Origin of the sequence: Micromonospora sp. II, assembly GCF_001709195.1 — a bacterium.
In the GTDB taxonomy this organism is placed as follows: Bacteria; Actinomycetota; Actinomycetes; order Mycobacteriales; family Micromonosporaceae; genus Micromonospora; species Micromonospora chalcea.
The window spans coordinates 87502-108851 of record NZ_LYXF01000009.1 but is presented as its reverse complement, the minus strand read 5'-3'; the positions used below and the strand labels follow the sequence as shown (position 1 = coordinate 108851).

The window sequence follows — 21350 nt, the reverse complement described above, 5'->3', positions numbered from 1 at the left end:
TGGGTCAGGCGAAGCCGACGCGGTGGGCGGACTGGGCGTCCAGGCCGCGAATCGCGAGGGCGGCGTCCAGCGCGGCCACCGTCGCCGACCAGCCCTTGTCCTCGGCCGAGCCGGGCAGCCCGGCCCGGTCCCGGGCCTGCTCGACGGTGTCCACCGTCAGCACCCCGTGCGCCACCGGCTTGCCCTCGTCCAGCGCCACCCGGGTCAGCCCCTCGGTGACCGACTGGCAGACGTAGTCGAAATGCGCCGTCGCGCCGCGTACCACGACGCCGAGCGCGACCACCACGTCGAAGCGGCGGGCCATCGCCTGGGCCACCACCGGCAGCTCCACCGAGCCTGCCACCCGGGCCACCACGGCCCGCGCCCCGCACGCCTGCGCGGCGGCCACCGCCCGCTCGGTCATGTGGTCGGTCAGCTCGCCGTGCCAGCGGGCGGCCACCACGCCGACAGTCATGCCGGCGGCGTCCACCGCGCTCACGCCCGGCTCCCCGAAACCCGCCATCGCCCTACGCTCCGATCTCGTCACCGGCGACCGGGCGGCCCATCGGCGCCTCGGTCACCTCGTCCAGTCCGTCCAGCAGGTGACCCATCCGGTCCCGCTTGGTGCGCAGGTAGCGCACGTTCTCCGGGTTGGACCGCACGGGCAGCCCCTCCCGGCCGGTCACGGTGAGCCCGTACCCCTCCAGCCCGGCCCGCTTGGCCGGGTTGTTCGTCAGCAGCCGCATCGAGCGGACGCCCAGGTCGTAGAGGATCTGCGCGCCGGTGCCGTAGTCGCGGGCATCGGCCGGCAGGCCCAGGTCGAGGTTCGCGTCCACGGTGTCGCGGCCCTGGTCCTGGAGCTGGTACGCCTGCAGCTTGTGCAGCAGGCCGATGCCCCGGCCCTCGTGCCCGCGCACGTAGAGGACCACGCCGCGGCCCTCGGCCGCGACCCGGGCCAGCGCGGCCTGCAACTGCGGCCCGCAGTCGCAGCGCAGCGAGCCGAACACGTCGCCGGTGAGGCACTCGGAGTGCACCCGCACCAGCACTTCCCGCCCGTCGCCGAGGTCGCCCATGACCAGCGCGACGTGCTCGGCCGGGTCGTGCTCGGCGCGGTAGCCGAGCGCCTTGAACACGCCGTACGGGGTGGGCATGCGGGCCTCGGCGGCCAGCTCGACCTGCTTCTCGGTACGCCGCCGGTAGGCGATCAGGTCCGCGATGGTGACCAGCGTGAGGCCGTGCTCGGCGCAGAACTTCTCCAGGTCCGGCAGGCGCATCATGGTGCCGTCGTCGTTCACCAGCTCGCACAGCACCCCGGCCGGGCGCAGCCCGGCCATCCGGGTCAGGTCCACCGCCGCCTCGGTGTGCCCGGGTCGGCGCAGCACCCCGCCGGCGCGGGCGCGCAGCGGCACCACGTGGCCGGGCCGGGCCAGGTCGGTCGGGTCGGTCGCGGCGTCGGCGAGCAGCCGGATGGTGTGCGACCGGTCGGCGGCCGAGATGCCGGTGCTGACGCCCTCCCGGGCGTCCACCGTCACGGTGTACGCGGTGCCGCGCCGGTCCTGGTTGGTGTGGTGCATCGGCGGCAGGTCCAGCCGGTCGCACTCGTCCTCGGTCAACGGCACGCAGATGTAGCCGGAGGTGTAGCGGACCATGAACGCGACCAGCTCCGGGGTGGCCAGCTCGGCCGCGAAGATCAGGTCGCCCTCGTTCTCGCGGTCCTCGTCGTCGACCACGACCACGGGGCGCCCGGCGGCGATGTCCGCCACCGCCTGCTCGATCGATCCGAAAGTGGTCATGCCACTGCCTCCGAGTACGTCGCCGGGATCGGGGCGGGCGCGGTCGCGACGGCCCGGGAGGTGCGCCACCAGCTGTACAGGCCGGCCGCGCAGAACGCGCCGTAGACCAGGTACATGGCGGCCGACGGGTAGAAGCCGCCGCGCAGCAGCAGCGGTACGCCGACCGCGTCGACGGCGATCCAGATCAGCCAGAACTCGACCCAGCCGCGGGCCATGCCGTACGTGGCGAGCAGGCTGCCGACCAGGATCCAGGCATCGGGCAGCGGCCCCCACGAGCCGAGCGCGGCGAGCACCGGGTACGCGGCGGCGGTGCCGACGACGGCGGCCACGAGCAGGCCGAGCCGCTCCGGCCAGGTGGCCCAGCGCGGCACCACGGCCGGCTCGTCCCCGCCACCGGCACGCCGGTTGCGCGACCAGCGCCACCAGCCGTACACGCTGACGGCGAAGAAGAAGACCTGCCGGCCGGCCTGGCCGTAGAGGTCGTGCGCCTGCGGGGTGACGAAGACGCCGCCGAGGAACACGGTGAGCAGCAGCGCGTTGCCGATCATGCCGACCGGCCAGGCCCACACCACCCGGCGCAGCCCGAGCAGCGCCGAGGCGAGCCCGAAGCCGTTGCCGACGATCTCCCGGACCAGCACCGGCGAGCCGGCCACGTGCACCTGGGCGTCGAGCAGCCAGCCGAGCGGGCCCATCACCGCACGCTTCCCGCGCCGCGGTCGCCGAGCAGCCGTTCGACGTACTTGGCCAGCACGTCGACCTCCAGGTTGACCGGGTCGCCGACCTGCTTCGTGCCGAGCACGGTGAGCTTGAGCGTGGTGGGGATCAGGCCGACCGAGAACCAGTCGTCGCCCGCCTCGGCGACGGTCAGCGACACGCCGTCGACGGTGATCGAGCCCTTCTCCACCACGTACCGGGCCAGCCCGTCGGGCAGCCGGAACCGGACCGTCTCCCACTGCGCGGCCGGCTCCCGTGCGACGATCTCGCCGACGCCGTCGACGTGGCCCTGCACCAGGTGCCCGCCGAGGCGGCTGTTGAGCGCGGCGGCGCGTTCCAGGTTGACCGGGTCGCCGGGGCGCAGCGCCCCCAGCGCGGTGCGGCGCAGCGTCTCGCCCATCACGTCGGCGGTGAACACCCCGCCGTCGACGTCGACAACGGTCAGGCAGACGCCGTTCACCGCGATGGAGTCGCCGTGCCGGGCGTCCGAGGTGACGAGCGGGCCACGGATGGCGACCAGGGCGGAGTCGTCGCCGGTCTCGGTGCTCCGGACGATCTCGCCCAGCTCCTCGACGATGCCGGTGAACATGTCAGGCCTCCCTCTTCCGGGGCAGCGCGGTGATCCGCAGGTCGGGACCGACCCGCGTAACGTCGGTGATCTCCAGATCGATGGCGTCGGCGATGGTGCTCACGCCGGCGTCGAGCAGCGCGGTCGGTCCGGCGCCGAGCAGCTTCGGCGCGACGTACCCGACGATCTTGTCGACCAGGCCGGCGGCGAGGAACGCGCCGGCCAGCGTCGGCCCGCCCTCCAGCAACGCGGCCCGCACGCCGCGGTGGTGCAGCTCCGCGAGCAGCGCCGCCAGGTCGACCCGGCCGTCCGGCCCGGCGCCGACCTCCGCGGCGGTGGCCACCCAGGTGCGGGCGGCGCCGTCGCGGACCCGGGCCTCGGCCGGGGTACGCCCCGAGCTGTCCACCACCACCCGCAGCGGCTGCCGGATGGCCAGGGTGCCGTCGCGCAGGTTGCGGGCGGTGAGCCGGGGGTCGTCGGTGAGCACGGTGCCCACCCCGGCGAGCACCGCGTCGACGGTGCCGCGCAGCGCGTGCACGTCGATCCGGGCCGCCTCGGAGGTGATCCACATGCTGGTGCCGTCGGCGGCGGCCGAGCGCCCGTCGAGCGTGGCCGCGTACTTCCAGATCAGGTACGGCCAGCCCCGGCGCATCGAGGTGAGCCAGGCGACGTTGCCGGCCTCGGCTTCCTGGGCGCGTACCCCGAGGGTCACCTGGACCCCGGCGGCGCGCAGCGTGGCCGCGCCGCCGGAGGCGACCGGGTTGGGGTCGGGCACGGCGACCACGACGCGGGCCACCCCGGCGGCGATGAGCGCGTGGCTGCAGGGGCCGGTGCGGCCGGTGTGGTCGCAGGGCTCCAGGGTGACCACAGCGGTGCCGCCGCGGGCGCGGGCGCCGGCCTGGGCCAGCGCGACGATCTCGGCGTGCGGGCCGCCGGCGTAGGCGTGGAAGCCCTCGCCGACGACCTCGCCGTCGGTGTCGAGCAGCACGCAGCCGACGACCGGGTTGGGGCTGGTGGCGCCGAGGCCGCGCGCGGCCAGTTCGATGGCACGACGCATCGCCTCGTCGACGGAGACGCTCGCCATGGCCGTCTGTCCTCCCGCTCGCCGGTCGCGCGCGGGCGGGTTCGGGAGCAGCGGCCACAAAGCCGCGGACACGCGGCGGCGGAGAACCCGGGGACGGCGTCGCCGACCCCGGGGAGCCCACGCGGCGGCTGAGGGTGCTCAGCGGCCGGCAGGGGCCTCCCCCGTTCCGCGCGCTGTCTCCCATCCGGACTGTCTGGGGGCGGACGAGCCGCACCCCAACCGTCGGCCCTGGATTCTCACCAGGTCCACCGTCCGGCCGAAGCCGTCCGGGTCGCGGGCTTACCACGGTCGGACCGTGGATCACCGCCGGTTCGGAATTTCACCGAGCCCCGCCAGCGCGTGGTGGGTATACGGGAAGTCTTACACGTTCCGGCCGGGTGCGCGCCACAGAGGCGAGCTACCTCACAGGAGCGCTCAGGTGACGCCGCGCCGGCGGTCCACCGCCACGTACGAGCCGGGCTGGCTCTTGGCCACCGTCTTCATCTCCGAGGCCACCGCGATGGCCTCCAGCGGGTCGGTGAACCGCTTGCCGGAATCGGACAGCGACACCCCGATGGAGAGCGTGACGAGCGCGGCGCGGCGGATGTTGCCGCGCCGGTCCTTCAGCTCGACGAAGCCGCGTTCCCGGTCGGTGGCGTCGTAGAGCGCGTCCGCGGCCTTCTCGAAGTCGACAACCGCCCGGCTGGTCAGCGGCCGGACCTGGCTGGGCGCGCAGACGATCACGAAGTCGTCGCCGCCGACGTGCCCGAGGAACGCCGGCGGCAGCCCGATCGACACCACCGCCCGGTGCAGGCTGCGGGCCAGCGCCGAGATGAACTCGTCGCCGCGCACGAAGCCGTACCGGTCGTTGACGCTCTTGAACCGGTCGATGTCGATGTAGCCCACGGCGTAGTCGACGCCGTTGCGGACCCGGTCGCTGATCTCCCGCCGGATCCGGCTGTTGCCGGGCAGGCCGGTCAGCGGCGAGACCTCGCGGAACTCCTTGTTGCGCCGCAGCGTGGAGTTGACCCGGGCCACCAGCTCCAGCGTGTCGAACGGCTTGACCAGGTAGTCGTCGGCGCCGACGCTGAGCCCGTTGACCTTGTCCTGGGTCATCCCCTTGGCGGTCAGCATGATCACCGGCAGCGCGGAGGTCATCGGGTCGGCGCGCAGCCGCCGGGTCAGCTCCAGGCCGTCGACGCGCGGCATCATCAGGTCCACCACCGCCAGGTCGGGCCGCTGCCGCTCGATGATCTCCAGCGCCTCCTGGCCGTCACTGGCGTGCAGCACCTCGAAACCGTGCAGGCGCAGGTTGAACTCGACGAAGCGGGCGATGTCCTCGTCGTCGTCGACGACCAGGATGACGTCGGGGCGCTCGCCGGCCGCGTCCATCTCAGGCCCCGGTCATCGCACGTTCCGCCAGGCCCCGCAGGCGGCGTACCGCCTCCGCGGGATCGTCGGCGCCGTAGACGGCGGTGCCCGCGACGAACGCGTCGGCCCCGGCCGCGGCGGCCTGCTCGATGGTGTCCGCGGCGATGCCGCCGTCGACCTCGATGCGCAGCTCCAGGTGGCCGCTGTCGACGTGCCGGCGGGCGGCGCGCACCTTGTCCAGCAGCTGCGGCAGGAACCGCTGGCCGCCGAAACCGGCCTTGATCGTCATGATCAGCAGCGTGTCGAAGCTCGGCAGCAGCTCCAGGTACGGCTCGATCGGGGTGTCCCGGTCGATCGCCAGGCCCGCCTTCGCCCCGGCCGAGCGCAGATCCTTGGCCAGCGCCACCGGGTCGTCGCACGCCTCGGCATGGAACGTGACGTTGTACGCCCCGGCGTCGGCGTACCCGGGCGCCCAGCGGCGCGGATCGGTGATCATCAGATGCACGTCGAACGGGATCTCGGTCACGGCGCGCAGGCTCTGCACCACCGGCAGCCCGATGGTCAGGTTGGGCACGAAGTGGTTGTCCATGACGTCGACGTGCAGCCAGTCGGCGGCGGGCTCCACGGCACGGACCTCGTCGGCGAGGCGGGCGAAATCGGCGGCCAGGATGCTCGGCGCGACGATCGGCGGCGGTACGGTCACCGGGCCAGTGTACGAACGCGGTGATCCGGAGGTCGCGGCACGGCTCCCGGAGCGACAGGTGGTGAGCCTTCCGTCACCCGTGGTGCACCATCGGGCCGTCCGGAGCGGAAAACGGCACGAATAGTCGTCGGTGACTAGCCGATCGATTGAAAGATGACGAAACTCCTACAGGGACGGTCACGTATGCTGCACGCCCGGGCGCGGGGGACGCCGGTCGGGCCTATGGCGACCGGCTGCCATCTCTCCCGGAAGGGGCGGACGATGCGACGGTGGCTCCACGTGCTCGCGCTGGCCGGCGCCGCGACTGCGGTGCTCGCCGGCTGCGCTCAGACACACCGGGCCGACGGCGACCTGATCGACGACTGGGCGGCGCTGCCGGCGCCGCGGCTGTTCGTACCGGCGACAGACGCGTGCCTGCCCCGGCTCACCACGGTGGTGGCCGCCGCCACGTACGAGACCGTCGACTGCGCGGGCAGCCACCTGGCCGAGACGGTGCACGTCGGCACGTTCACCGGGCCGGAGACGCTCGGCGACCGCCCCGAGCCGGGCACCCCGGCGCTGCGGACCGCGCGCGCCGAGTGCGACCGGAGCGCCCGGGAGATGATCGGCGGGGACTGGCACGCCGCCCGGCTCACGCTGAACATCGCGCTGCCGACTGTGGCCGCCTGGGGCGCCGGCGCGCGCTGGTTCCGCTGCGACCTGGCCGAGACCGACAGCATCGACAACACCCGTCCGATCAACCGGGTCGGCAGCCTGCGCGGCGCGCTGGTCGGCGACAACCCGCTCGTGCACAGGTGCTTCGACCCGAAGCTGATCGGCAAGAACCTCAACTACATGGCCCCGGTGCTCTGCACCGAGCCGCACCGCGCAGAGTTCGTCGGCGTGTACGAGGAACGCGACATGAGCTGGGCGGAGTTCACCAAGGGCGCGCCCACCACGCACCGGCGCTGCATGACGCTGATCGCCCAGTTCGCCGAGGTGCCGGACAACGCCGAGCTGCCGTACCGCGCCGGGTCCATCTACTACCCACCGTCGCAGCGGGAGTGGGAGGAGGGCGACCGGGGGGTGCGTTGTTTCCTGTGGAGCGACGACCGCAAGCTCAACCGATCGGTGCGCGGCGCCGGTCCCGAGGGGCTCCCGGTGACCTGATCGGCTGCCGTATGCTGCACCGCCGAGGCGTACCGGGGGGCCGGTCGGCTCCGGACGCACGGGGAGGTCGGTCGCGATGCGGCGTTTGTGGGTGGCGGTCACCGTGTCAACGGTGGCGGCGCTGGCGCTCGGCGGCTGCGCCGCGCCGGCCGGAGTGGACCGCGACCTGACCGACGACTGGCCCGCGTTCGCCGCGCCGGTCGGCTTCGTGCCGAGCACCGGGGCCTGTCACCCCACCGTCGCCGACGTCGGCTACCTCAGCGGCTACCAGCCGGTCGACTGCGCCGCCACCCACCGCGCCGAGACGCTGCACGTCGGCACGATGAGCGGCCCGGAGGCGGAGCGCTCCGCCCCGCCGCGCACCGGCTCGGCCGGCATGCGCGCCGCGCACGGCGACTGCGCCCGCCAGGTCACCCAGGCCCTCGGCGGGGACTGGCGCTCCGGGCGGCTGCGGCTGTCGGTGGTCTTCCCCTCGGCGCTCGCCTGGTCCGGCGGGGCCCGCTGGTACCGCTGCGACGTCGCCGAGGTGACCGATCTGGACCAGGGCGACGTGGCCGAGCGCACCGGCAGCCTGCGGGGCGCGCTGAAGCCCGGCTCGAAGCTGGCGCTGGGCTGCTTCAACCCGAAGATGAGCAAGGACGACGTGCAGGAGATGCGGCCGGTGGCCTGCACCGCGAAGCACCACGCCGAGTTCGTCGGCGTCTACCAGGCGCCGGACATCAGCTACGCCGAGTTCGAGCGCACCCCGCTGCGTACGCACAAGGCGTGCCGCGGGCTGATCGCCAAGTACGCGAAGCTGCCCGACGACGGCAACATGCAGTACCGGGCGGGCACCATCATCTACCACCCGTACGCGGAGCAGTGGCGCGACGGCGACCGGGGCGTGCAGTGCTTCCTCTGGGTCTCCGACCGGACGCTGACCCGCTCGGTGAAGGGCGCGGGCGCCAAGGCGCTACCGATCACCTGAGCCACGGGCGGGGCGGGCCGGCGCCCACCCCGCCCGTGTCCGCTCAGCCGACCTGCAGCGTCACGTCGTCCACGACGAAGCTGGTCTGCAACGAGGAGTCCTCGACCCCGGTCCACTTCAGCGTGACCGTCTGCCCGGCGTACGCGGCCAGGTTGAAGGTGCGCTGGGTGTAGCCGGTGGCCTTGTTCAGGTTCGAGTACGTGGCCAGCGTGGTCGAGCCGACCTGCACGGTGAGCTTGTCGTACGCGGTCGAGCTGGTCGTCTCGGCCGAGTCGATGTGCAGCCAGAACGAGAACGTGTAGCTGCTGCACCCGGACGGCAGCGTGACCGACTGGGACAGCGTGTCGGTACGCGAGGAGCCGTACCCGTTCAGCCACGCCTTGTACGACCCGGTGCGGGCCGCCTGGCTGGAGCTGTTGGTGATCACGCCGGAGCTGGCCGTCCACGGCGTGGTGCCGGACTCGAAGCTGCTGTTGCCGATGAGCTGGCCGCCGGTGCAGCCGCCGCTCCCGCCGGTCACGGTGATCGTGTAGCTGGCGGTGCGGGTGGCCGAGCCGGTGCCGGTCACGGTGAGCGTGAACGTGCCGGTGGTGGCCGTCGACGAGGCGCTGACGGTCATGGTGGACGAGCCGCCCGAGGTGACCGAGGACGGGCTGAAGCTCACCGACACGCCGCTCGGGGCGCCACTGGCGGACAGCGCCACGGTCTGCGCGCTGCCGGAGGTGGTGGCGGTGCTGACGGTGGCGGTGGTGGAGCCGCCCCGGGCGACGCTGCCGGAGGTGGGGCTCACCGAGACGGAGAAGTCGTTGGCGGGTGTGCCGCCGCCGACCGCGAGCGCCCAGATCGTGTACGCGACGCCGTCCGCGGCCCGGTTCAGGATGGTCGTGTTGATGTTGCTGGTGTTGTCGCAGGAGCGGTGGTAGCAGCCGTCGTACGCCGCGCCCGCGGTGCCGCCCCACTTGCTGGCCTGCGCCGACGTCTTGGTGTAGCTGGCGCCCGCCGCGTAGCCGGAGGTCTGGATGCCGGCGTTGGCGAACGAGTAGTCGTCGGAGCGGCCCTGACCCTCGGTGTTCTCCTCCGGCGAGATGCCGAACGAGTCCCAGTACGCCTTCAGCGGCGCCGCGGTGGCCGAGGTGATCCGGTTGATGAAGTAGCCGCCGTTGGGGGAGCCGACCATGTCGAAGTTGTAGTAGCCCTTGATGTAGCCGCGCTGGGTGGAGCTGAGCTGGTTGACGTAGTGCTTGGAGCCCTGCAGGCCCTGCTCCTCGCCGTTCCACCAGGCGAACCGGACCCGCTTGGTCATGGTCGGGTTCTGCGCGGCCAGCACCAGCGCGTTCTCCAGCAGCACCGACGAGCCGGAGGCGTTGTCGTTGATGCCCGGCCCGGCGGCCACGCCGTCCAGATGCGCGCCGAACATGACGACCTGGTCCGACGGGCCCTGCGGCCACTCGGCGATCAGGTTGTTGCCCGGGTAGGTGCAGGTGGAGCAGTTCTGCTCGGTGACCGTGTAGCCGGCCGCCTGGAGCTTGCCCTTCACGTAGTTGACCGACGCGGTGTAGCCGGCCGAGCCGGCGCGCCGGTTGCCGCCGTTGCTGGTGGCGATGGAGTTGAACTGGGTGAGGTGGGCCTGGATGTTGCTGAGGGAGACGTCCGGCGCGGCGAGCGCGGCGACGGCCGGGGCGGGGGCGGCGGCCGGCGCGGGCGCGGCGGAGGCGGTGCCGGCCAGGCTCGCCGTCGTCAGGGTGGCGACGAGGGCGAGCGCGAGGCTCGTGGTCGGCGTTCTGCGTCTCATGGAGACTCCTCGTGGGGGTTCGGCGGGCGGGGTGCCGGGACCGGTGGTCGAAACAGTTACATGCATCGATCGGACAGTCAACGGGCTGTCACATCCCACCGGCCCCCTCCCCCCACCGGGATGCCGCACACGCTCCATCGCTCCCCATTTCTCCGCATGACGAGCAAGGAGTTCGTGTCCGGGCACGGCGGACACGAACTCCTTGGTCGACTGCGAGAGGTGGGTCAGTTCCGGCGCAGGACCGCCAGGAACATGGCGTCGGTGCCGTGACGGTGCGGCCACAGCTGCACCGTGGGGCCGTCCCCCAGGCCCGGCATGCCGGCCGGCAGCAGCGGCCGCGCGTCGACGAAATCGACGCCGAGGCCGCAGCGCCGGGCCGCCTCGGTCACCGTCACGTGCGTCTCCACCACGTGCGGCGAACACGTCACGTACGCGACCAGGCCACCCGGCCGGGCCGCCCGCAACGCGGCGGTCAGCAGCTCACGCTGCAACCGGGTCAGCGGCGGCAGGTCCGACGGCTGGCGACGCCATCGCGCCTCCGGCCGGCGGCGCAGCGCGCCCAGCCCGGTGCACGGCGCGTCGACGAGCACCCGGTCGAAGTGCCCCTCCGGCAGCTTCGGGTCGCTGCCCACGCTGCGCCCGTCGGTGTTCAGCACGGTCACCGGCAGCCCGCGGGTGGCCTGCTCCACCAGCCGCGCCCGGTGCTCGGCCACCTCGACCGCCGTCAGCCGCGCGCCCCGGGTCGCGGCCAGCGCGCCGAGCAGACCGGACTTGCCGCCCGGGCCGGCGCACAGATCCAGCCACCGGCCGTCCGGGCCGTCCAGCGGCGCCGCCGCCAGCGCGTCCGCCACCAGCTGGGAGCCCTCGTCCTGCACGTGCGCGCGGCCGTCGGCCACCGCCGCCAGGTCGCCCGGCGCGCCGCCGGGCAGATAGACCGCGTACGGCGAGAACGCGCCGGGCGCGCCGCCCACCTCGTCGGCCAGCGCCACCGGGTCGGCCAGGCCCGGCCGGGCGCACAGGTGCACCGGCGGGCGCTCGTTGTCCTCGATGAGCAGCCGGGTCGTCTCGCCCATGTCGCCGCCGAGCGCCTCGGCGAACGACCGCACGATCCACTGCGGATGGCTGTACGCCAGCGCGAGGTGCCCGACCGGGTCGGTCTCCTGCGCCGGGGCGAGCTTGGCCACCCAGGCGTCGGCGTCCCGGCTGGTGATCTCCCGCAGCACCGCGTTGGCGAACCCGGTCGCGCCCGGCCCCACCGACCGGACCAGGTCCACGGTGGACGACACCGCGGCGTGCGCGGGCACCCGCATGTGCAGGATCTGGTACGCCCCGAGCCGCAGCGCGTCGCGCACCGGCGGGTCGATGCGCTGCACGTCCCGCCCGGCCGCGTCGGTCACGATCGCGTCGAGCGTGCCGGTGTGCCGCAGCGTGCCGTAGGTCAGCTCGGTGGCGAACGCGGCGTCCCGGCCGGTCAGCCCCGCCTCGCGCAGCATCGCCGGGAGCACCAGGTTGGCGTACGCGTCGTCGCGGTGCACCGCCGCGATCGCCTCGTAGGCGACCTGCCGGGGCAGGTCCACGGCCGGACGGGCCGGACGCCCGCCCCGCCGGTCGCCACCGAACCGGTCCCCGCCGCGCCGGTCGCCGCCGGGCCGCTCGGAGCGCTGCCGGTCGGAACGCTGCCGGTCGCCGAACCGCTCGTCGCCGCGCTGACGCTCGCCACCAGGCCGGTCACCGGCGCGCTGGCGGTCGCCGTACCCCCGCTGACGCTCGCCCTCGACGGGCCGGTCCGGACGCGACGGCCCCGTCACGCGAACACCTCGCCGGCGGTGACCCGGGCGCCGCGCGCCCAGTCGCCGGCGGGCATGGCCTTCTTGCCTGCGGCGCGCACCTCGCCGAGGCGCACCGGCGTGGTGGCGGTGCCGACGAGCACACCGGACTTCGTCACGTGCAGCTCCCCCGGCTTCAGCTCCGGGCCGTCGGCCACCGGCGTGACCGGACCGAGCTTGACCCGGTCGTCGCGGAACGTCGTCCACGGGCCGGGCGCGGGAGTGCAGGCGCGGACGCGCCGGTCCACCGCGAACGCGGGGGCGCCCCAACGGACCCGGGCGTCCTCGACCGTCAGCTTCGGGGCGAGCGAGACGCCGTCGACCGGCTGCGGCACGGCGCGGGCGGTGCCGGCGCCGATCGCGTCGAGCACCGCGACCAGCAGCCCGGCGCCGGAGTGCGCGAGCCGCTCCAGCAGGTCGCCGGAGGTGTCGGACGGGCGGATCTCGTCGGTGACCGTGCCGTAGACCGGGCCGGTGTCCAGCCCCTCCTCCAGCTCGAAGACGCTGGCCCCGGTCACCTCGTCGCCGTGCAGCACGGCGTGCTGCACCGGCGCGGCGCCGCGCCAGGCGGGCAGCAGCGAGAAGTGCAGGTTGATCCAGCCGTGCCGGGGGATCTCCAGCGCCACCGGCGGCACCAGCGCGCCGTAGGCGACCACCGGTACGCAGTCCGGCGCCAGCTCGCGCAGCCGGTCGAGGAACTCCGGCTCGCGCGGGCGGGCCGGGGTGAGCACCTCGACGCCGTGCGCGTCGGCCCACGCGCCCACGGGCGAGCGGACCAGCCCCCGGCCGCGCCCGGCCGGGGCGTCGGGGCGGGTGACCACGGCGAGCAGCTCGTGCCCGGAGGCGGCGATCGCGTCCAGGGCCGGTACGGCGACGGCCGGCGTGCCGGCGAAGACCAGGCGCATCCGGGTCACCGCCCCAGGCCGAACGGGTTGCCGGCGGCGTGCGGGCTGAGCTTGACGGTGGGCGGGGCGGCCTGGTCGTACCACTCGGCCTGCCGGATCGCCTTCATGGCCTCCTTGCGGCCGGCCAGGTCGAGCCGGTCGACGAAGAGCACGCCGTCGAGGTGGTCGGTCTCGTGCTGCACGCAGCGGGCCATCAGGCCGGTGCCGACGATCTGCAACGGGTCGCCGTAGCCGTTGAAGCCCTTGGCGATCACGTTCTGCCGGCGCTTGGTGTCGAAGTAGAGCCCGGGGATGGACAGGCAGCCCTCCGGGCCGTCCTGCTCCTCTTCGTCGGGGAACTCCAGCACCGGGTTGACCAGGTGGCCGAGGACGTCGTCGACGTCGAAGGTGAACACCCGCAGGCCCACCCCGAGCTGCGGCGCGGCGAGGCCGGCGCCGCTCTGCTCGCGCATCGTGTCGGTCAGGTCGGCGATCAGCTTGCGCAGCTCGGCGTCGAAGTCGACGACCGGGTCGGCCGGCGTGCGCAGCACCGGATCGCCGAACAGACGGATGGGCTGGACGGTCACTCGGCGTGGCTCCTTGTCTGGGTCGAACGATGCGCGTCCAGTCTACGGAGTCGGCCCGGCCGACCCGGGTGGCGTACCGGGAACGGTGACCGGGGACGCCTCCCGGCCGACGCGCACCGGCAGCGTGGCGTGACCACGAAGCGTGAGCCGGACGCGCCGCTCGGGCCGGCCCGCCACGGCGAGGCCGGGCAGCCGGCGCAGCAGCAGCGGGAACGCCACCTGCGCCTCCAGCCGGGCCAGCGCCGCGCCGAGGCAGTAGTGCGGCCCGGCGCCGAAGGACAGCGGGTGGACCTGCGGACGCCACGGGTCGAAGCGCGCCGGCTCCGGATAGCGGCGCGGATCACGGTTGGCCGCGCCGAGCATCACGATCACCCAGCTCTCCGGCGGCAGGTCGACGTCGCCGTACCGGGCCGGCGCGGTGCTCATCCGGGACGTGAGCTGCACCGGCGAGTCGTAGCGCAGCAGCTCGTCGACGTACCCGGGGGCGAACTCCGGGTGCTCGGCCAGCGTCGCCGCCGCGCGCGGGTGCTCCAGCAGCGCCACCAGGCCGTTGCCGAGCAGGTTGGTGGTGGTCTCGAAGCCGGCCACCAGCAGCACGATCAGGTTGGCCAGCAACTCGTCGCCGGAGAGCCGGTCACCGCCGTCGTGCGCCTGCACCAGCGCGCTGGTCAGGTCGTCGGCCGGCGCCCGGCGGCGCGCCGCCACCAGCTCGGTGAAGTAGGCGCGCAACTCGCTCGCGCCCCGGTCGGCGACCGCCAGCTCCTCTTCGGTGATCTCCGGTTCCAGCACGCCGGTCAGGTCGGTGGCCCAGCGTCGGAACAACGGCCGGTCCGCCGCCGGCACGCCGAGCAGCGCGCAGATCACCCCGACCGGCAGCGGGTACGCGAACCCGGCCATGAAGTCGACCGGCCCCTCGGCGGCGAGCATCGCGTCGACCAGCTCGTCGGCCTGCGCCCGCACCACGTCGTGCATGGTGGCGATCCGGCGCGGGGTGAACGCGCCCGCCGCCAGCCGCCGCATCCGGCTGTGGTCGGGCGGGTTGGTGCGCAGCATCGACCGGGAGATCGACAGAATCGCCGGGCTCTCCCGCCAGCCGGGCATGAACTGGTCGCGCAGCGCGTCGTCCAGCACCCCGAACCGGGCGTCGCGCAGGATCGCGTCGGCCTCGGCGTACCCGGTGACCACGAAGAAGACCGGGCCGGCCTGGACCACCGGGCCGTGTGCGCGCAGCAGCTCGTACGTCGGGTAGGGGTCGACACGACCCTCGGGGGACATCAGCAGCGCGAGCGCGTCGGCAGGATCCACGGTCCGCCTCCCCAGGCGTCGGAGACCCCCATCATGCTCCGCGCCGCCCGAGGGTGGTCAACCCGTCACGGCGAGACGGCGGTATCCACCGCGGTCAGGCGCCCGCGCCCGGCTCCCCGGCCAGCACCGGGCCGCCGTCGAGCAGCGCGTGCTCGGGCAGCGGCAGCGTGATGCCGTGGGCGTCCTCCCAGTCGTGGATCAGCCCCGGCCGGGCCTGCGTGGTGAAGAATTCGACGGCGCTCATCCCGCCGACCACCGGCTCGTCCACCTCGGCGACCAGCCGGGCGGGGACCATCGGCAGGCCGGCGCGCACCGCCGAGCTGAGCCGCCGGTGCCCGTCGACGACGAAGAAGTACTCGCCGGTGTAGCCGATGCTCAGCGGCTCCGGCTCCTCACCGCTCTCGGCCAGCTCGGCGGCGAGGTCGGCGTCCCACAGGCCCCGCAGCGCGGACACGTCCTCGGTGGGGTAGACCCGGGTCGGGTCGAGCAGCAGCAGCGGCTGACCGGCGCGCAGCACGTCCGCGCCGAGGCGGCCCTCGTAGACGTCGATGACGTGCTGGATGACCTGCTCCGGGTTGGCCCGGGTGGTGTCGCAGATCAGGTCGTAGTTGCGCAGGCGGGCCTTGTCGACGCCGTAGCGGACGATGAACCGGCCCCGCTCGCTCTCGCTGCGCTCGCGCAGCTTGGTCCGCGCCTCCTCCAGCGAGGTGTAGCTCTCGGCCGGGCCGGACGGGCGGGCCAGCACGCGCCGGGCCGCCTCGGTCGGCTCGGTGATCATGTGCACCTTGAGCGCGTCGGTGAAGAAGTGCCAGGCCAGGCGGGAGTCCATGACCAGCGACTCGCCGGAGGCGGCGATGTCGCGCTGGAGCTGGTCGACGTAGCCGTCGACCGCCTGGTCCAGCTCGGCGTGCAGGTTGAGCTGCAGAGCGGTCATCTGCCGCTCCTGGGCCATCTGGCGGTAGAGGTCGCCGACGCTGACCCGGCGCAGCCCCAGCCGCTTGGCGATCTCGACCGAGACGGTGCTCTTGCCACTGCCGAGGTCACCGTTGAAGACGATCGACTGACGAACGGTCACGACTGGTCCACCCCTGCTCACCGGCTGACTGACGACATCGAGTGTCGGCCCGACGTGCTCTGGCACCCGCCGCGCCGCGTCCCGCGCGGGGAAACCGCGCGGCTGGGCATGACGGGCGATGCTATCACCGCCCGCTACCCAATTGCCGGACCAGGTGTGCGGCAAACCCCAGCTCACGACCGTGCGCGAGGGGCCGCGTGCGCAGTGTCACGCGGCGGCGGCCGGTCAGAACAGCACGAGCGGATCGACCTGCAGGCGTACCGGATCGGCCGCCTTGCGGGCGCTGCGCTGGCCGGCGGCGGCGTGCAGCGCCTCGGCCAGCGCGGCGGCCCGGGACCGGGGCACCCGCACGAGCATCCGCTCCCGGCCCTCGTCGGCCGGCACCGGCCCGAGCACCTCGGCGCCGTCCGGCAGCCGGGCGCCGTCCAGCAGGTCACTGACCGCCTCGGCGACGCCGGTGACGCTCGCCATCCGCACCGCCGGGGGGAAGCCCAGCTCGCGCCGCTCGGCCAGCTCGCGGGCGGCGAACCAGGCGGAGTCCCAGCGCAGCAACGCCTGCACCGGCGCGAGCGCGCCGTCCGCGACCACCACCACCCGCCCGCCGGCCGTACCGGTCCGGGCCAGCGCGGCGGCGGCCATCCACCGCCGCAGCGCCTCCTCACCGGCCCGCAGGTCGGCCCGGGTCAGCAGCGCCCAGGAGTCGAGCAGCAGCACCGCGCCGTAGCCGCCGTCGGCCACCGGTTCGGCGCCCGGCGTGGCGATCACCAGCCCGGCCCCGCCCGGCACCGTGGCGAGCACCTCCTCCCGCCCCGAGGTGCGCACCGGCACGCCCGGGAACGCCCGGCCCAGCTCCTCGGCCGTGCGCCGGGCGCCGGTGACCGAGGCGCGCAGCCGCCGCCCACCGCACTCCGGGCAGGCGTACGCGGCGGCCACCCGGCCGCACCAGCGGCAGGCGGGCGTGCCCTGCGCCGAGGGCAGCGCGAGCGGCCCGGCGCAGTGCGGGCAGCGGGCCGGGGTCCGGCAGTCGGCGCAGGCCACCGACGGCACGTAACCCCGGCGCGGCACCTGCACCAGCACCGGCAGGTCCGCGCGCAGCGCGTCCCGGGCGCTGGTCCAGGCCAGGCTCGGCAGCCGCGCCGAGGCCGCGCCGGGATCGCGGGCCAGTTGCGGGTCGTCGCCGGTGGGCGCCATGGCCGGGGTACGCGCGCGCACCACCGCCCGGTCGGCCACCACCTCCCGGGCCCAGGACGTCTCCACCAGCAGCTGCGCCTCGGCGCTGCGGGCGTACCCGCCGACCAGGGCGGCGGCGTCGCCGAGCTGCGCCCGGGTGAGCAGCACGTCCCGGGCGTGCGGGTAGGGCGCGCGGGGCTCGGCGTGCAGGTCGTCGCCGTCGTCCCAGATCGCCACCAGGCCGAGCCGCTCCACCGGGGCGAACATGGCCGCCCGGGTGCCGATCACCACTGCCACGTCGCCGCGCCGGGCGGCCAGGAACGCCCGGTAGCGGCGGGCCGGGCCGTCGGCGGCGGTGAGGCGCACGTGCCGCCCCGCGCCGAGCACGGCGGTCAGGGCGGCGTCGAGCCGGTCCAGGTCACGGGCGTCGGCCACCACGACCACTGCGCCCCGGCCACCGGCCACGGTGGCGGCCACCGCGTCGGCGTACCGGCCGGCCCAGTCCTCCCCCGGCAGCGCCGACCACACGGCGCGCGCGGGGCGGCCGTCGGTGAGCGCCCGCAGCAGCGCCGGCCCGGCCGGGTAGTCCCGCCAGCCGCGCGGGTCCACCTCCGCCCGGCCTCCCGGCCTGGCGTCCGCGGGCGCGTCGGGGTCGGCGGGCGCGTCCGCGTCGGCGGTGACGGCCTTCTCGGCGCGGGCGTGCCGGGGCGGCACCGCCAGCCTCAGCACGTCGGCGAGGCTGCCCGCGTACCGGTCGGCGACCGCGCGGGCCAGCCGGGCCACCTCCGGGGAAAGCACCGGCACCGACGAGACGACCTTCTCCAGGTACGCCAGTTTCGGGTGCGCGGAGGACTCGGCGCGCTCCAGCAGCCAGCCGTCGACCAGCTGCCCGGCGAAGCGCACCTTCACCCGTACCCCCGGTTGCGCCTCGGCGTCGAGCGCCGCCGGCACCAGGTAGTCGAACGGGCGGTCCAGGTGCGGCAGGGGCACGTCCACGCAGACGCGCGCGACCGGCGACCCCTGCGCGGGTCGCCGGTCGCGGCGCGTGGCGGCGGTCAGGCTCCCGCGGCCGACTTGAGGTCGGCGGCCCGGTCGGTGCCCTCCCAGGTCAGGTCCGGCAGCTCCCGGCCGAAGTGGCCGTACGCGGCGGTCTGCTGGTAGATCGGGCGGAGCAGGTGCAGGTCCCGGATGATGGCGGCCGGGCGCAGGTCGAACACCTCGGCGACGGCCTTCTCGATCGAGGCGACCGGCACCGTCTCGGTGCCGAACGTCTCGATGAACAGGCTCACCGGGTGGGCCTTGCCGATCGCGTACGCGACCTGCGCCTCGCACCGCTCGGCCAGCCCGGCGGCGACCACGTTCTTGGCCACCCAGCGCATCGCGTACGCGGCCGAGCGGTCGACCTTCGAGGGGTCCTTGCCGGAGAACGCGCCGCCGCCGTGGCGCGCGTACCCGCCGTAGGTGTCCACGATGATCTTCCGGCCGGTCAGGCCGGCGTCACCCATCGGGCCGCCGATCTCGAAGCGCCCGGTCGGGTTGACCAGCAGCCGGTAGCCCTCGGTCTCCAGGCCGAGGCCCTCCAGCTCCGGGGTGATGACGTGGTCCCGGATGTCCGGGGTGAGCAGCGACTCCAGCGAGATGTCGGCCGCGTGCTGGCTGGACACGACGACGGTGTTGAGCCGGACCGGGCGCAGCCCGTCGTACTCGATGGTCACCTGGGTCTTGCCGTCCGGCCGCAGGTAGGGGATGGTGCCGTCCTTGCGGACCGTGGCGAGCCGGCGCGCCAGCCGGTGCGCCAGCGCGATCGGCAGCGGCATCAGCTCGGGCGTCTCGGAGCAGGCGAAGCCGAACATCATGCCCTGGTCACCGGCGCCCTGCGCGTCCAGCGCGCTCTCCGACCCGCCGGTACGCAGCTCGAAGGCGTTGTCGACGCCCTGGGCGATGTCCGGCGACTGGGCGCCGATGGACACGCTGACGCCGCAGGACGCGCCGTCGAAGCCCTTCTTCGACGAGTCGTAGCCGATGCCGAGGATGGTCTCCCGGACGATGGTGGGGATGTCGGCGTACGCCTTCGTGGTCACCTCACCGGCCACGTGCACCTGACCGGTGGTGATCAAGGTCTCCACCGCGACCCGGCTGTGCGGGTCCTGGGCGAGCAGCGCGTCGAGAATGCCGTCACTGATCTGGTCGGCGATCTTGTCCGGGTGGCCCTCCGTGACCGATTCGGACGTGAAGAGACGTGTCACGGCACTCCTAAGCATGTGAAGACTTTTAAAGGTCGCTCGGCGGCAGTTTAGCCATCCTCGTTCCGCCGCGACCCCCTGAACGCGGGCCGACCAACCGTCAGGAACGTGACGGCAACCGCGGACAGACGAGGTCCCAGACGGCGTCGGCCAGGGCCTCCTTGGGCTGCTCGGCCAGCCGGTGCACGGCGCCGTCGGCGCCGATCACGGTGGCCGCGTTGGTGTCGGCGCCGAAGACCTTGTCCACGCCGACCTCGTTGACGACGATCATGTCGGCTCCCTTGCGGGCCAGTTTGGCCCGGCCGTTGGCCTCCGCGTCGTCGGTCTCCGCGGCGAAGATCACCAGCACCTGGCCGGGGCGGCGGACGCGACCCAGCTCGGCGGCGATGTCCGGGTTGGTGACCAGCTCGATGGTCGGCGCGACACCGTCGTCCGACTTCTTGATCTTCCCGGTGGCGTAGCTGGCCGGCCGGAAGTCGGCGGGCGCGGCGGCCATCACCACGGCGTCCGCGTCGACGGCCGCCGCCAGCGTCGCCGTGCGCAGCTCCTCGGTGGTGCCCACCCGGACCAGGTCCACCCCGGCCGGATCGGGCAGCGCCACGTTCGCCGCGACCAGCGTCACCCGGGCGCCCCGGGCCACAGCGGCGCGGGCGAACGCGTACCCCTGCTTGCCGGAGGACCGGTTGCCCAGGAACCGGACCGGGTCCAGCGGCTCGCGGGTGCCCCCGGCGGTGACCACCACGTGCCGGCCGGCCAGGTCGGCCTCGGCCTCGACGCCGCGGGCCAGGGCCCGTCGGGCCACCGCGAAGATCTCCGCCGGGTCGGGCAGCCGGCCCTTGCCGGTGTCCCGCCCGGTGAGCCGCCCCACGGCCGGCTCGATCACCCGGACGCCGCGCGAGCGCAGCGTGGCCACGTTCGCCACGGTCGCCGGGTGCTCCCACATCTCGGTGTGCATGGTCGGCGCCAGCAGCACCGGGCAGCGCGCGGTCAGCAGCGTGTTTGTGAGCAGGTCGTCGGCGAGGCCGTGGGCGGCCTTGGCGAGCAGGTCAGCGGTGGCCGGGGCGACCACGACCAGGTCGGCGTGCTGCCCGAGCCGCACGTGCGGCACCTCGTGCACGTCGGACCAGACGTCGTCGGCCACCGGCTGGCCGGACAGGGCCGCCCAGGTCGGCGCCCCGACGAAACGGAGCGCCGAGGCGGTCGGCACCACCCGGACCCGGTGACCCGACTCGGTGAAGAGCCGGAGCAGCTCACACGCCTTGTAGGCGGCGATGCCGCCGCCGACCCCGAGGACGATCTCGGCGGGCATCGGCGCGGGCGCGGTTACGGCTGGTCGGTCGGCTCAGCGGTGAGCAGGCCCGCGTTGATCTCGCGCATGGCGATGGAGAGCGGCTTCTCCTGTGGGGTGGTCTCCACCAGCGGGCCGACGTACTCCAGCAGGCCCTCACCGAGCTGGCTGTAGTAGGCGTTGACCTGACGGGCGCGCTTGGCGGCGAAGATGACCAGCGCGTACTTCGAGGTGGTCTTCTCGAGCAGCTCGTCGATCGGCGGGTTGGTGATGCCCTCGGGGTTGGTGGCGATGGATCCCACGAATTAAACCTCTGCGTCTCGTGCGCCGCCCGCGGGCGGTCGGGCCGGAGCCAGGAAGGACGAACCGAGCAATCCTACCAGCTCCGCCGCGGCGCGCTCGGTGTGGTCGTGTGCCACGGCGTGGGCGAAGAGGGCCGCGACGTCCGGGTCGGCCCGGTACGCCGGCGGCGCGAGCAGCACCAGCCGGGCGCCGGGCGCCGCCGCCCGTACCGCGAGCGCGCCGCCCAGGTCCAGCGGCAGCAGCACCGGCCGGCCCGCGGCGAGCCGCGCCCGTACCTCGGCCCGGGGCACCCCCCGGCGGTACGGCCCGATCCGGCACCACTCCAGCAGTTCCCCGGCGGCGATCAGCTGGTCGAAGGCGGGCGCGTCGAGGAAGACGCGGTCCACGCCGTCCCGCTCGTCGGGGCGCGGCGGCCGGGTGGTGGCGACCACCGGCACCCAGACAGACGCAAGGCGCGCCCGGACCGCCTCGACCACACTGCTCCGGCCGGCCCCGGAGGGACCGGACAGGACAGTGAGCCGAGCCGCCGAGCGCGCCTCGTCATCCGTGCTCACCGCTTGTTTCTACACG

General features: G+C 74.3%; 20 protein-coding genes and 1 riboswitch. Of the genes, 2 read left to right on the top strand and 18 right to left on the bottom strand.

Features of this window, described 5'->3' with window-relative positions; genetic code table 11:
- Positions 1-4: 4 nt before the first annotated feature.
- From ribH to rpe, 7 genes are all read right to left on the bottom strand, one after another.
- Positions 5-502, bottom strand: coding sequence for a 6,7-dimethyl-8-ribityllumazine synthase (gene ribH / locus A8711_RS06150; RefSeq protein ID WP_043324935.1), 498 nt, complete (start codon positions 500-502; stop codon positions 5-7).
- Positions 503-506: 4 nt separating this feature from the next.
- Positions 507-1772 (bottom strand): bifunctional 3,4-dihydroxy-2-butanone-4-phosphate synthase/GTP cyclohydrolase II, encoded by a 1266-nt coding sequence (locus A8711_RS06145; protein WP_069087684.1) that lies wholly within the window; start codon positions 1770-1772, stop codon positions 507-509.
- Positions 1769-2464 (bottom strand): nicotinamide riboside transporter PnuC, encoded by a 696-nt coding sequence (gene pnuC / locus A8711_RS06140; protein WP_030502479.1) that lies wholly within the window; start codon positions 2462-2464, stop codon positions 1769-1771. The genes A8711_RS06145 and pnuC overlap by 4 nt, the downstream gene beginning before the upstream one ends.
- Positions 2464-3075: a riboflavin synthase gene (locus A8711_RS06135; protein WP_064448497.1), complete on the bottom strand. Its 612-nt coding sequence runs from the start codon at positions 3073-3075 to the stop codon at positions 2464-2466. Before A8711_RS06135 ends, pnuC begins: the two co-directional genes overlap by 1 nt.
- A gap of 1 nt (position 3076) precedes the next feature.
- A complete protein-coding gene (gene ribD / locus A8711_RS06130; protein WP_043324937.1) occupies positions 3077-4138 on the bottom strand; it encodes a bifunctional diaminohydroxyphosphoribosylaminopyrimidine deaminase/5-amino-6-(5-phosphoribosylamino)uracil reductase RibD in 1062 nt (353 codons plus the stop codon).
- Between the two features lie 168 nt (positions 4139-4306).
- A riboswitch (FMN riboswitch) is annotated at positions 4307-4479 on the bottom strand.
- Positions 4480-4552: 73 nt separating this feature from the next.
- On the bottom strand, positions 4553-5509 hold the full coding sequence (locus tag A8711_RS06125) for a response regulator (RefSeq protein WP_043324938.1): 957 nt from the start codon (positions 5507-5509) through the stop codon (positions 4553-4555).
- A 1-nt stretch (position 5510) separates the two neighbouring features.
- A complete protein-coding gene (gene rpe / locus A8711_RS06120) occupies positions 5511-6191 on the bottom strand; it encodes a ribulose-phosphate 3-epimerase (protein WP_043324939.1) in 681 nt (226 codons plus the stop codon).
- Positions 6192-6452: 261 nt separating this feature from the next.
- Between rpe and A8711_RS06115 the strand changes: the two genes are divergently transcribed.
- Both A8711_RS06115 and A8711_RS06110 read left to right on the top strand, forming a co-directional pair.
- Complete coding sequence (locus A8711_RS06115) at positions 6453-7340, top strand: septum formation family protein (protein ID WP_064448498.1); 888 nt, start codon at positions 6453-6455, stop codon at positions 7338-7340.
- A gap of 76 nt (positions 7341-7416) precedes the next feature.
- On the top strand, positions 7417-8307 hold the full coding sequence (locus A8711_RS06110; RefSeq protein ID WP_043324941.1) for a septum formation family protein: 891 nt from the start codon (positions 7417-7419) through the stop codon (positions 8305-8307).
- Positions 8308-8350: 43 nt separating this feature from the next.
- Here the strand turns inward: A8711_RS06110 and A8711_RS06105 are convergent, their stop codons facing one another.
- The 11 genes from A8711_RS06105 to A8711_RS06055 form a co-directional block, all read right to left on the bottom strand.
- A complete protein-coding gene (locus tag A8711_RS06105; protein WP_069087683.1) occupies positions 8351-10099 on the bottom strand; it encodes a M28 family peptidase in 1749 nt (582 codons plus the stop codon).
- 224 nt (positions 10100-10323) lie between these two features.
- Positions 10324-11907 carry an RsmB/NOP family class I SAM-dependent RNA methyltransferase gene (locus tag A8711_RS06100; protein ID WP_069087682.1) on the bottom strand — a complete coding sequence of 528 codons (1584 nt, stop codon included), beginning with the start codon at positions 11905-11907 and terminating at the stop codon, positions 10324-10326.
- A complete protein-coding gene (gene fmt, locus A8711_RS06095; protein ID WP_069087704.1) occupies positions 11904-12830 on the bottom strand; it encodes a methionyl-tRNA formyltransferase in 927 nt (308 codons plus the stop codon). The genes A8711_RS06100 and fmt overlap by 4 nt, the downstream gene beginning before the upstream one ends.
- Before the next feature lie 5 nt (positions 12831-12835).
- Positions 12836-13396 carry a peptide deformylase gene (gene def / locus A8711_RS06090; protein WP_069087681.1) on the bottom strand — a complete coding sequence of 187 codons (561 nt, stop codon included), beginning with the start codon at positions 13394-13396 and terminating at the stop codon, positions 12836-12838.
- 42 nt (positions 13397-13438) lie between these two features.
- Positions 13439-14701, bottom strand: a complete 1263-nt coding sequence (locus A8711_RS06085) for a cytochrome P450 (RefSeq protein WP_069087680.1) — start codon at positions 14699-14701, stop codon at positions 13439-13441.
- Positions 14702-14795: 94 nt separating this feature from the next.
- Positions 14796-15776 carry an AAA family ATPase gene (locus tag A8711_RS06080; RefSeq protein ID WP_069087679.1) on the bottom strand — a complete coding sequence of 327 codons (981 nt, stop codon included), beginning with the start codon at positions 15774-15776 and terminating at the stop codon, positions 14796-14798.
- A gap of 225 nt (positions 15777-16001) precedes the next feature.
- Positions 16002-17942, bottom strand: a complete 1941-nt coding sequence (locus tag A8711_RS06075; RefSeq protein WP_069087678.1) for a primosomal protein N' — start codon at positions 17940-17942, stop codon at positions 16002-16004.
- A 59-nt stretch (positions 17943-18001) separates the two neighbouring features.
- Entirely contained in the window at positions 18002-19207 is a 1206-nt protein-coding gene (gene metK / locus A8711_RS06070; RefSeq protein ID WP_030502493.1) for a methionine adenosyltransferase, read from the bottom strand.
- Between the two features lie 82 nt (positions 19208-19289).
- Complete coding sequence (gene coaBC, locus A8711_RS06065) at positions 19290-20498, bottom strand: bifunctional phosphopantothenoylcysteine decarboxylase/phosphopantothenate--cysteine ligase CoaBC (RefSeq protein WP_069087677.1); 1209 nt, start codon at positions 20496-20498, stop codon at positions 19290-19292.
- A 14-nt stretch (positions 20499-20512) separates the two neighbouring features.
- Positions 20513-20779, bottom strand: coding sequence for a DNA-directed RNA polymerase subunit omega (rpoZ, locus tag A8711_RS06060; RefSeq protein WP_013285517.1), 267 nt, complete (start codon positions 20777-20779; stop codon positions 20513-20515).
- A 3-nt stretch (positions 20780-20782) separates the two neighbouring features.
- Positions 20783-21334: a guanylate kinase gene (locus tag A8711_RS06055; RefSeq protein WP_064448505.1), complete on the bottom strand. Its 552-nt coding sequence runs from the start codon at positions 21332-21334 to the stop codon at positions 20783-20785.
- Positions 21335-21350: the final 16 nt, after the last annotated feature.

Excerpts from the sequence above, each read along its gene's own strand:
- A8711_RS06135 (WP_064448497.1), bottom strand. The coding sequence starts at position 3,075 with ATGTTCACCGGCATCGTCGAGGAGCTGGGCGAGATCGTCCGGAGCACC.
- A8711_RS06115 (WP_064448498.1), top strand. The coding sequence starts at position 6,453 with ATGCGACGGTGGCTCCACGTGCTCGCGCTGGCCGGCGCCGCGACTGCG.
- ribD (WP_043324937.1), bottom strand. The coding sequence starts at position 4,138 with ATGGCGAGCGTCTCCGTCGACGAGGCGATGCGTCGTGCCATCGAACTG.
- ribH (WP_043324935.1), bottom strand. The coding sequence starts at position 502 with ATGGCGGGTTTCGGGGAGCCGGGCGTGAGCGCGGTGGACGCCGCCGGC.
- A8711_RS06125 (WP_043324938.1), bottom strand. The coding sequence starts at position 5,509 with ATGGACGCGGCCGGCGAGCGCCCCGACGTCATCCTGGTCGTCGACGAC.
- A8711_RS06110 (WP_043324941.1), top strand. The coding sequence starts at position 7,417 with ATGCGGCGTTTGTGGGTGGCGGTCACCGTGTCAACGGTGGCGGCGCTG.
- metK (WP_030502493.1), bottom strand. The coding sequence starts at position 19,207 with ATGCTTAGGAGTGCCGTGACACGTCTCTTCACGTCCGAATCGGTCACG.
- A8711_RS06105 (WP_069087683.1), bottom strand. The coding sequence starts at position 10,099 with ATGAGACGCAGAACGCCGACCACGAGCCTCGCGCTCGCCCTCGTCGCC.
- fmt (WP_069087704.1), bottom strand. The coding sequence starts at position 12,830 with ATGCGCCTGGTCTTCGCCGGCACGCCGGCCGTCGCCGTACCGGCCCTG.
- pnuC (WP_030502479.1), bottom strand. The coding sequence starts at position 2,464 with ATGGGCCCGCTCGGCTGGCTGCTCGACGCCCAGGTGCACGTGGCCGGC.
- coaBC (WP_069087677.1), bottom strand. The coding sequence starts at position 20,498 with ATGCCCGCCGAGATCGTCCTCGGGGTCGGCGGCGGCATCGCCGCCTAC.
- A8711_RS06145 (WP_069087684.1), bottom strand. The coding sequence starts at position 1,772 with ATGACCACTTTCGGATCGATCGAGCAGGCGGTGGCGGACATCGCCGCC.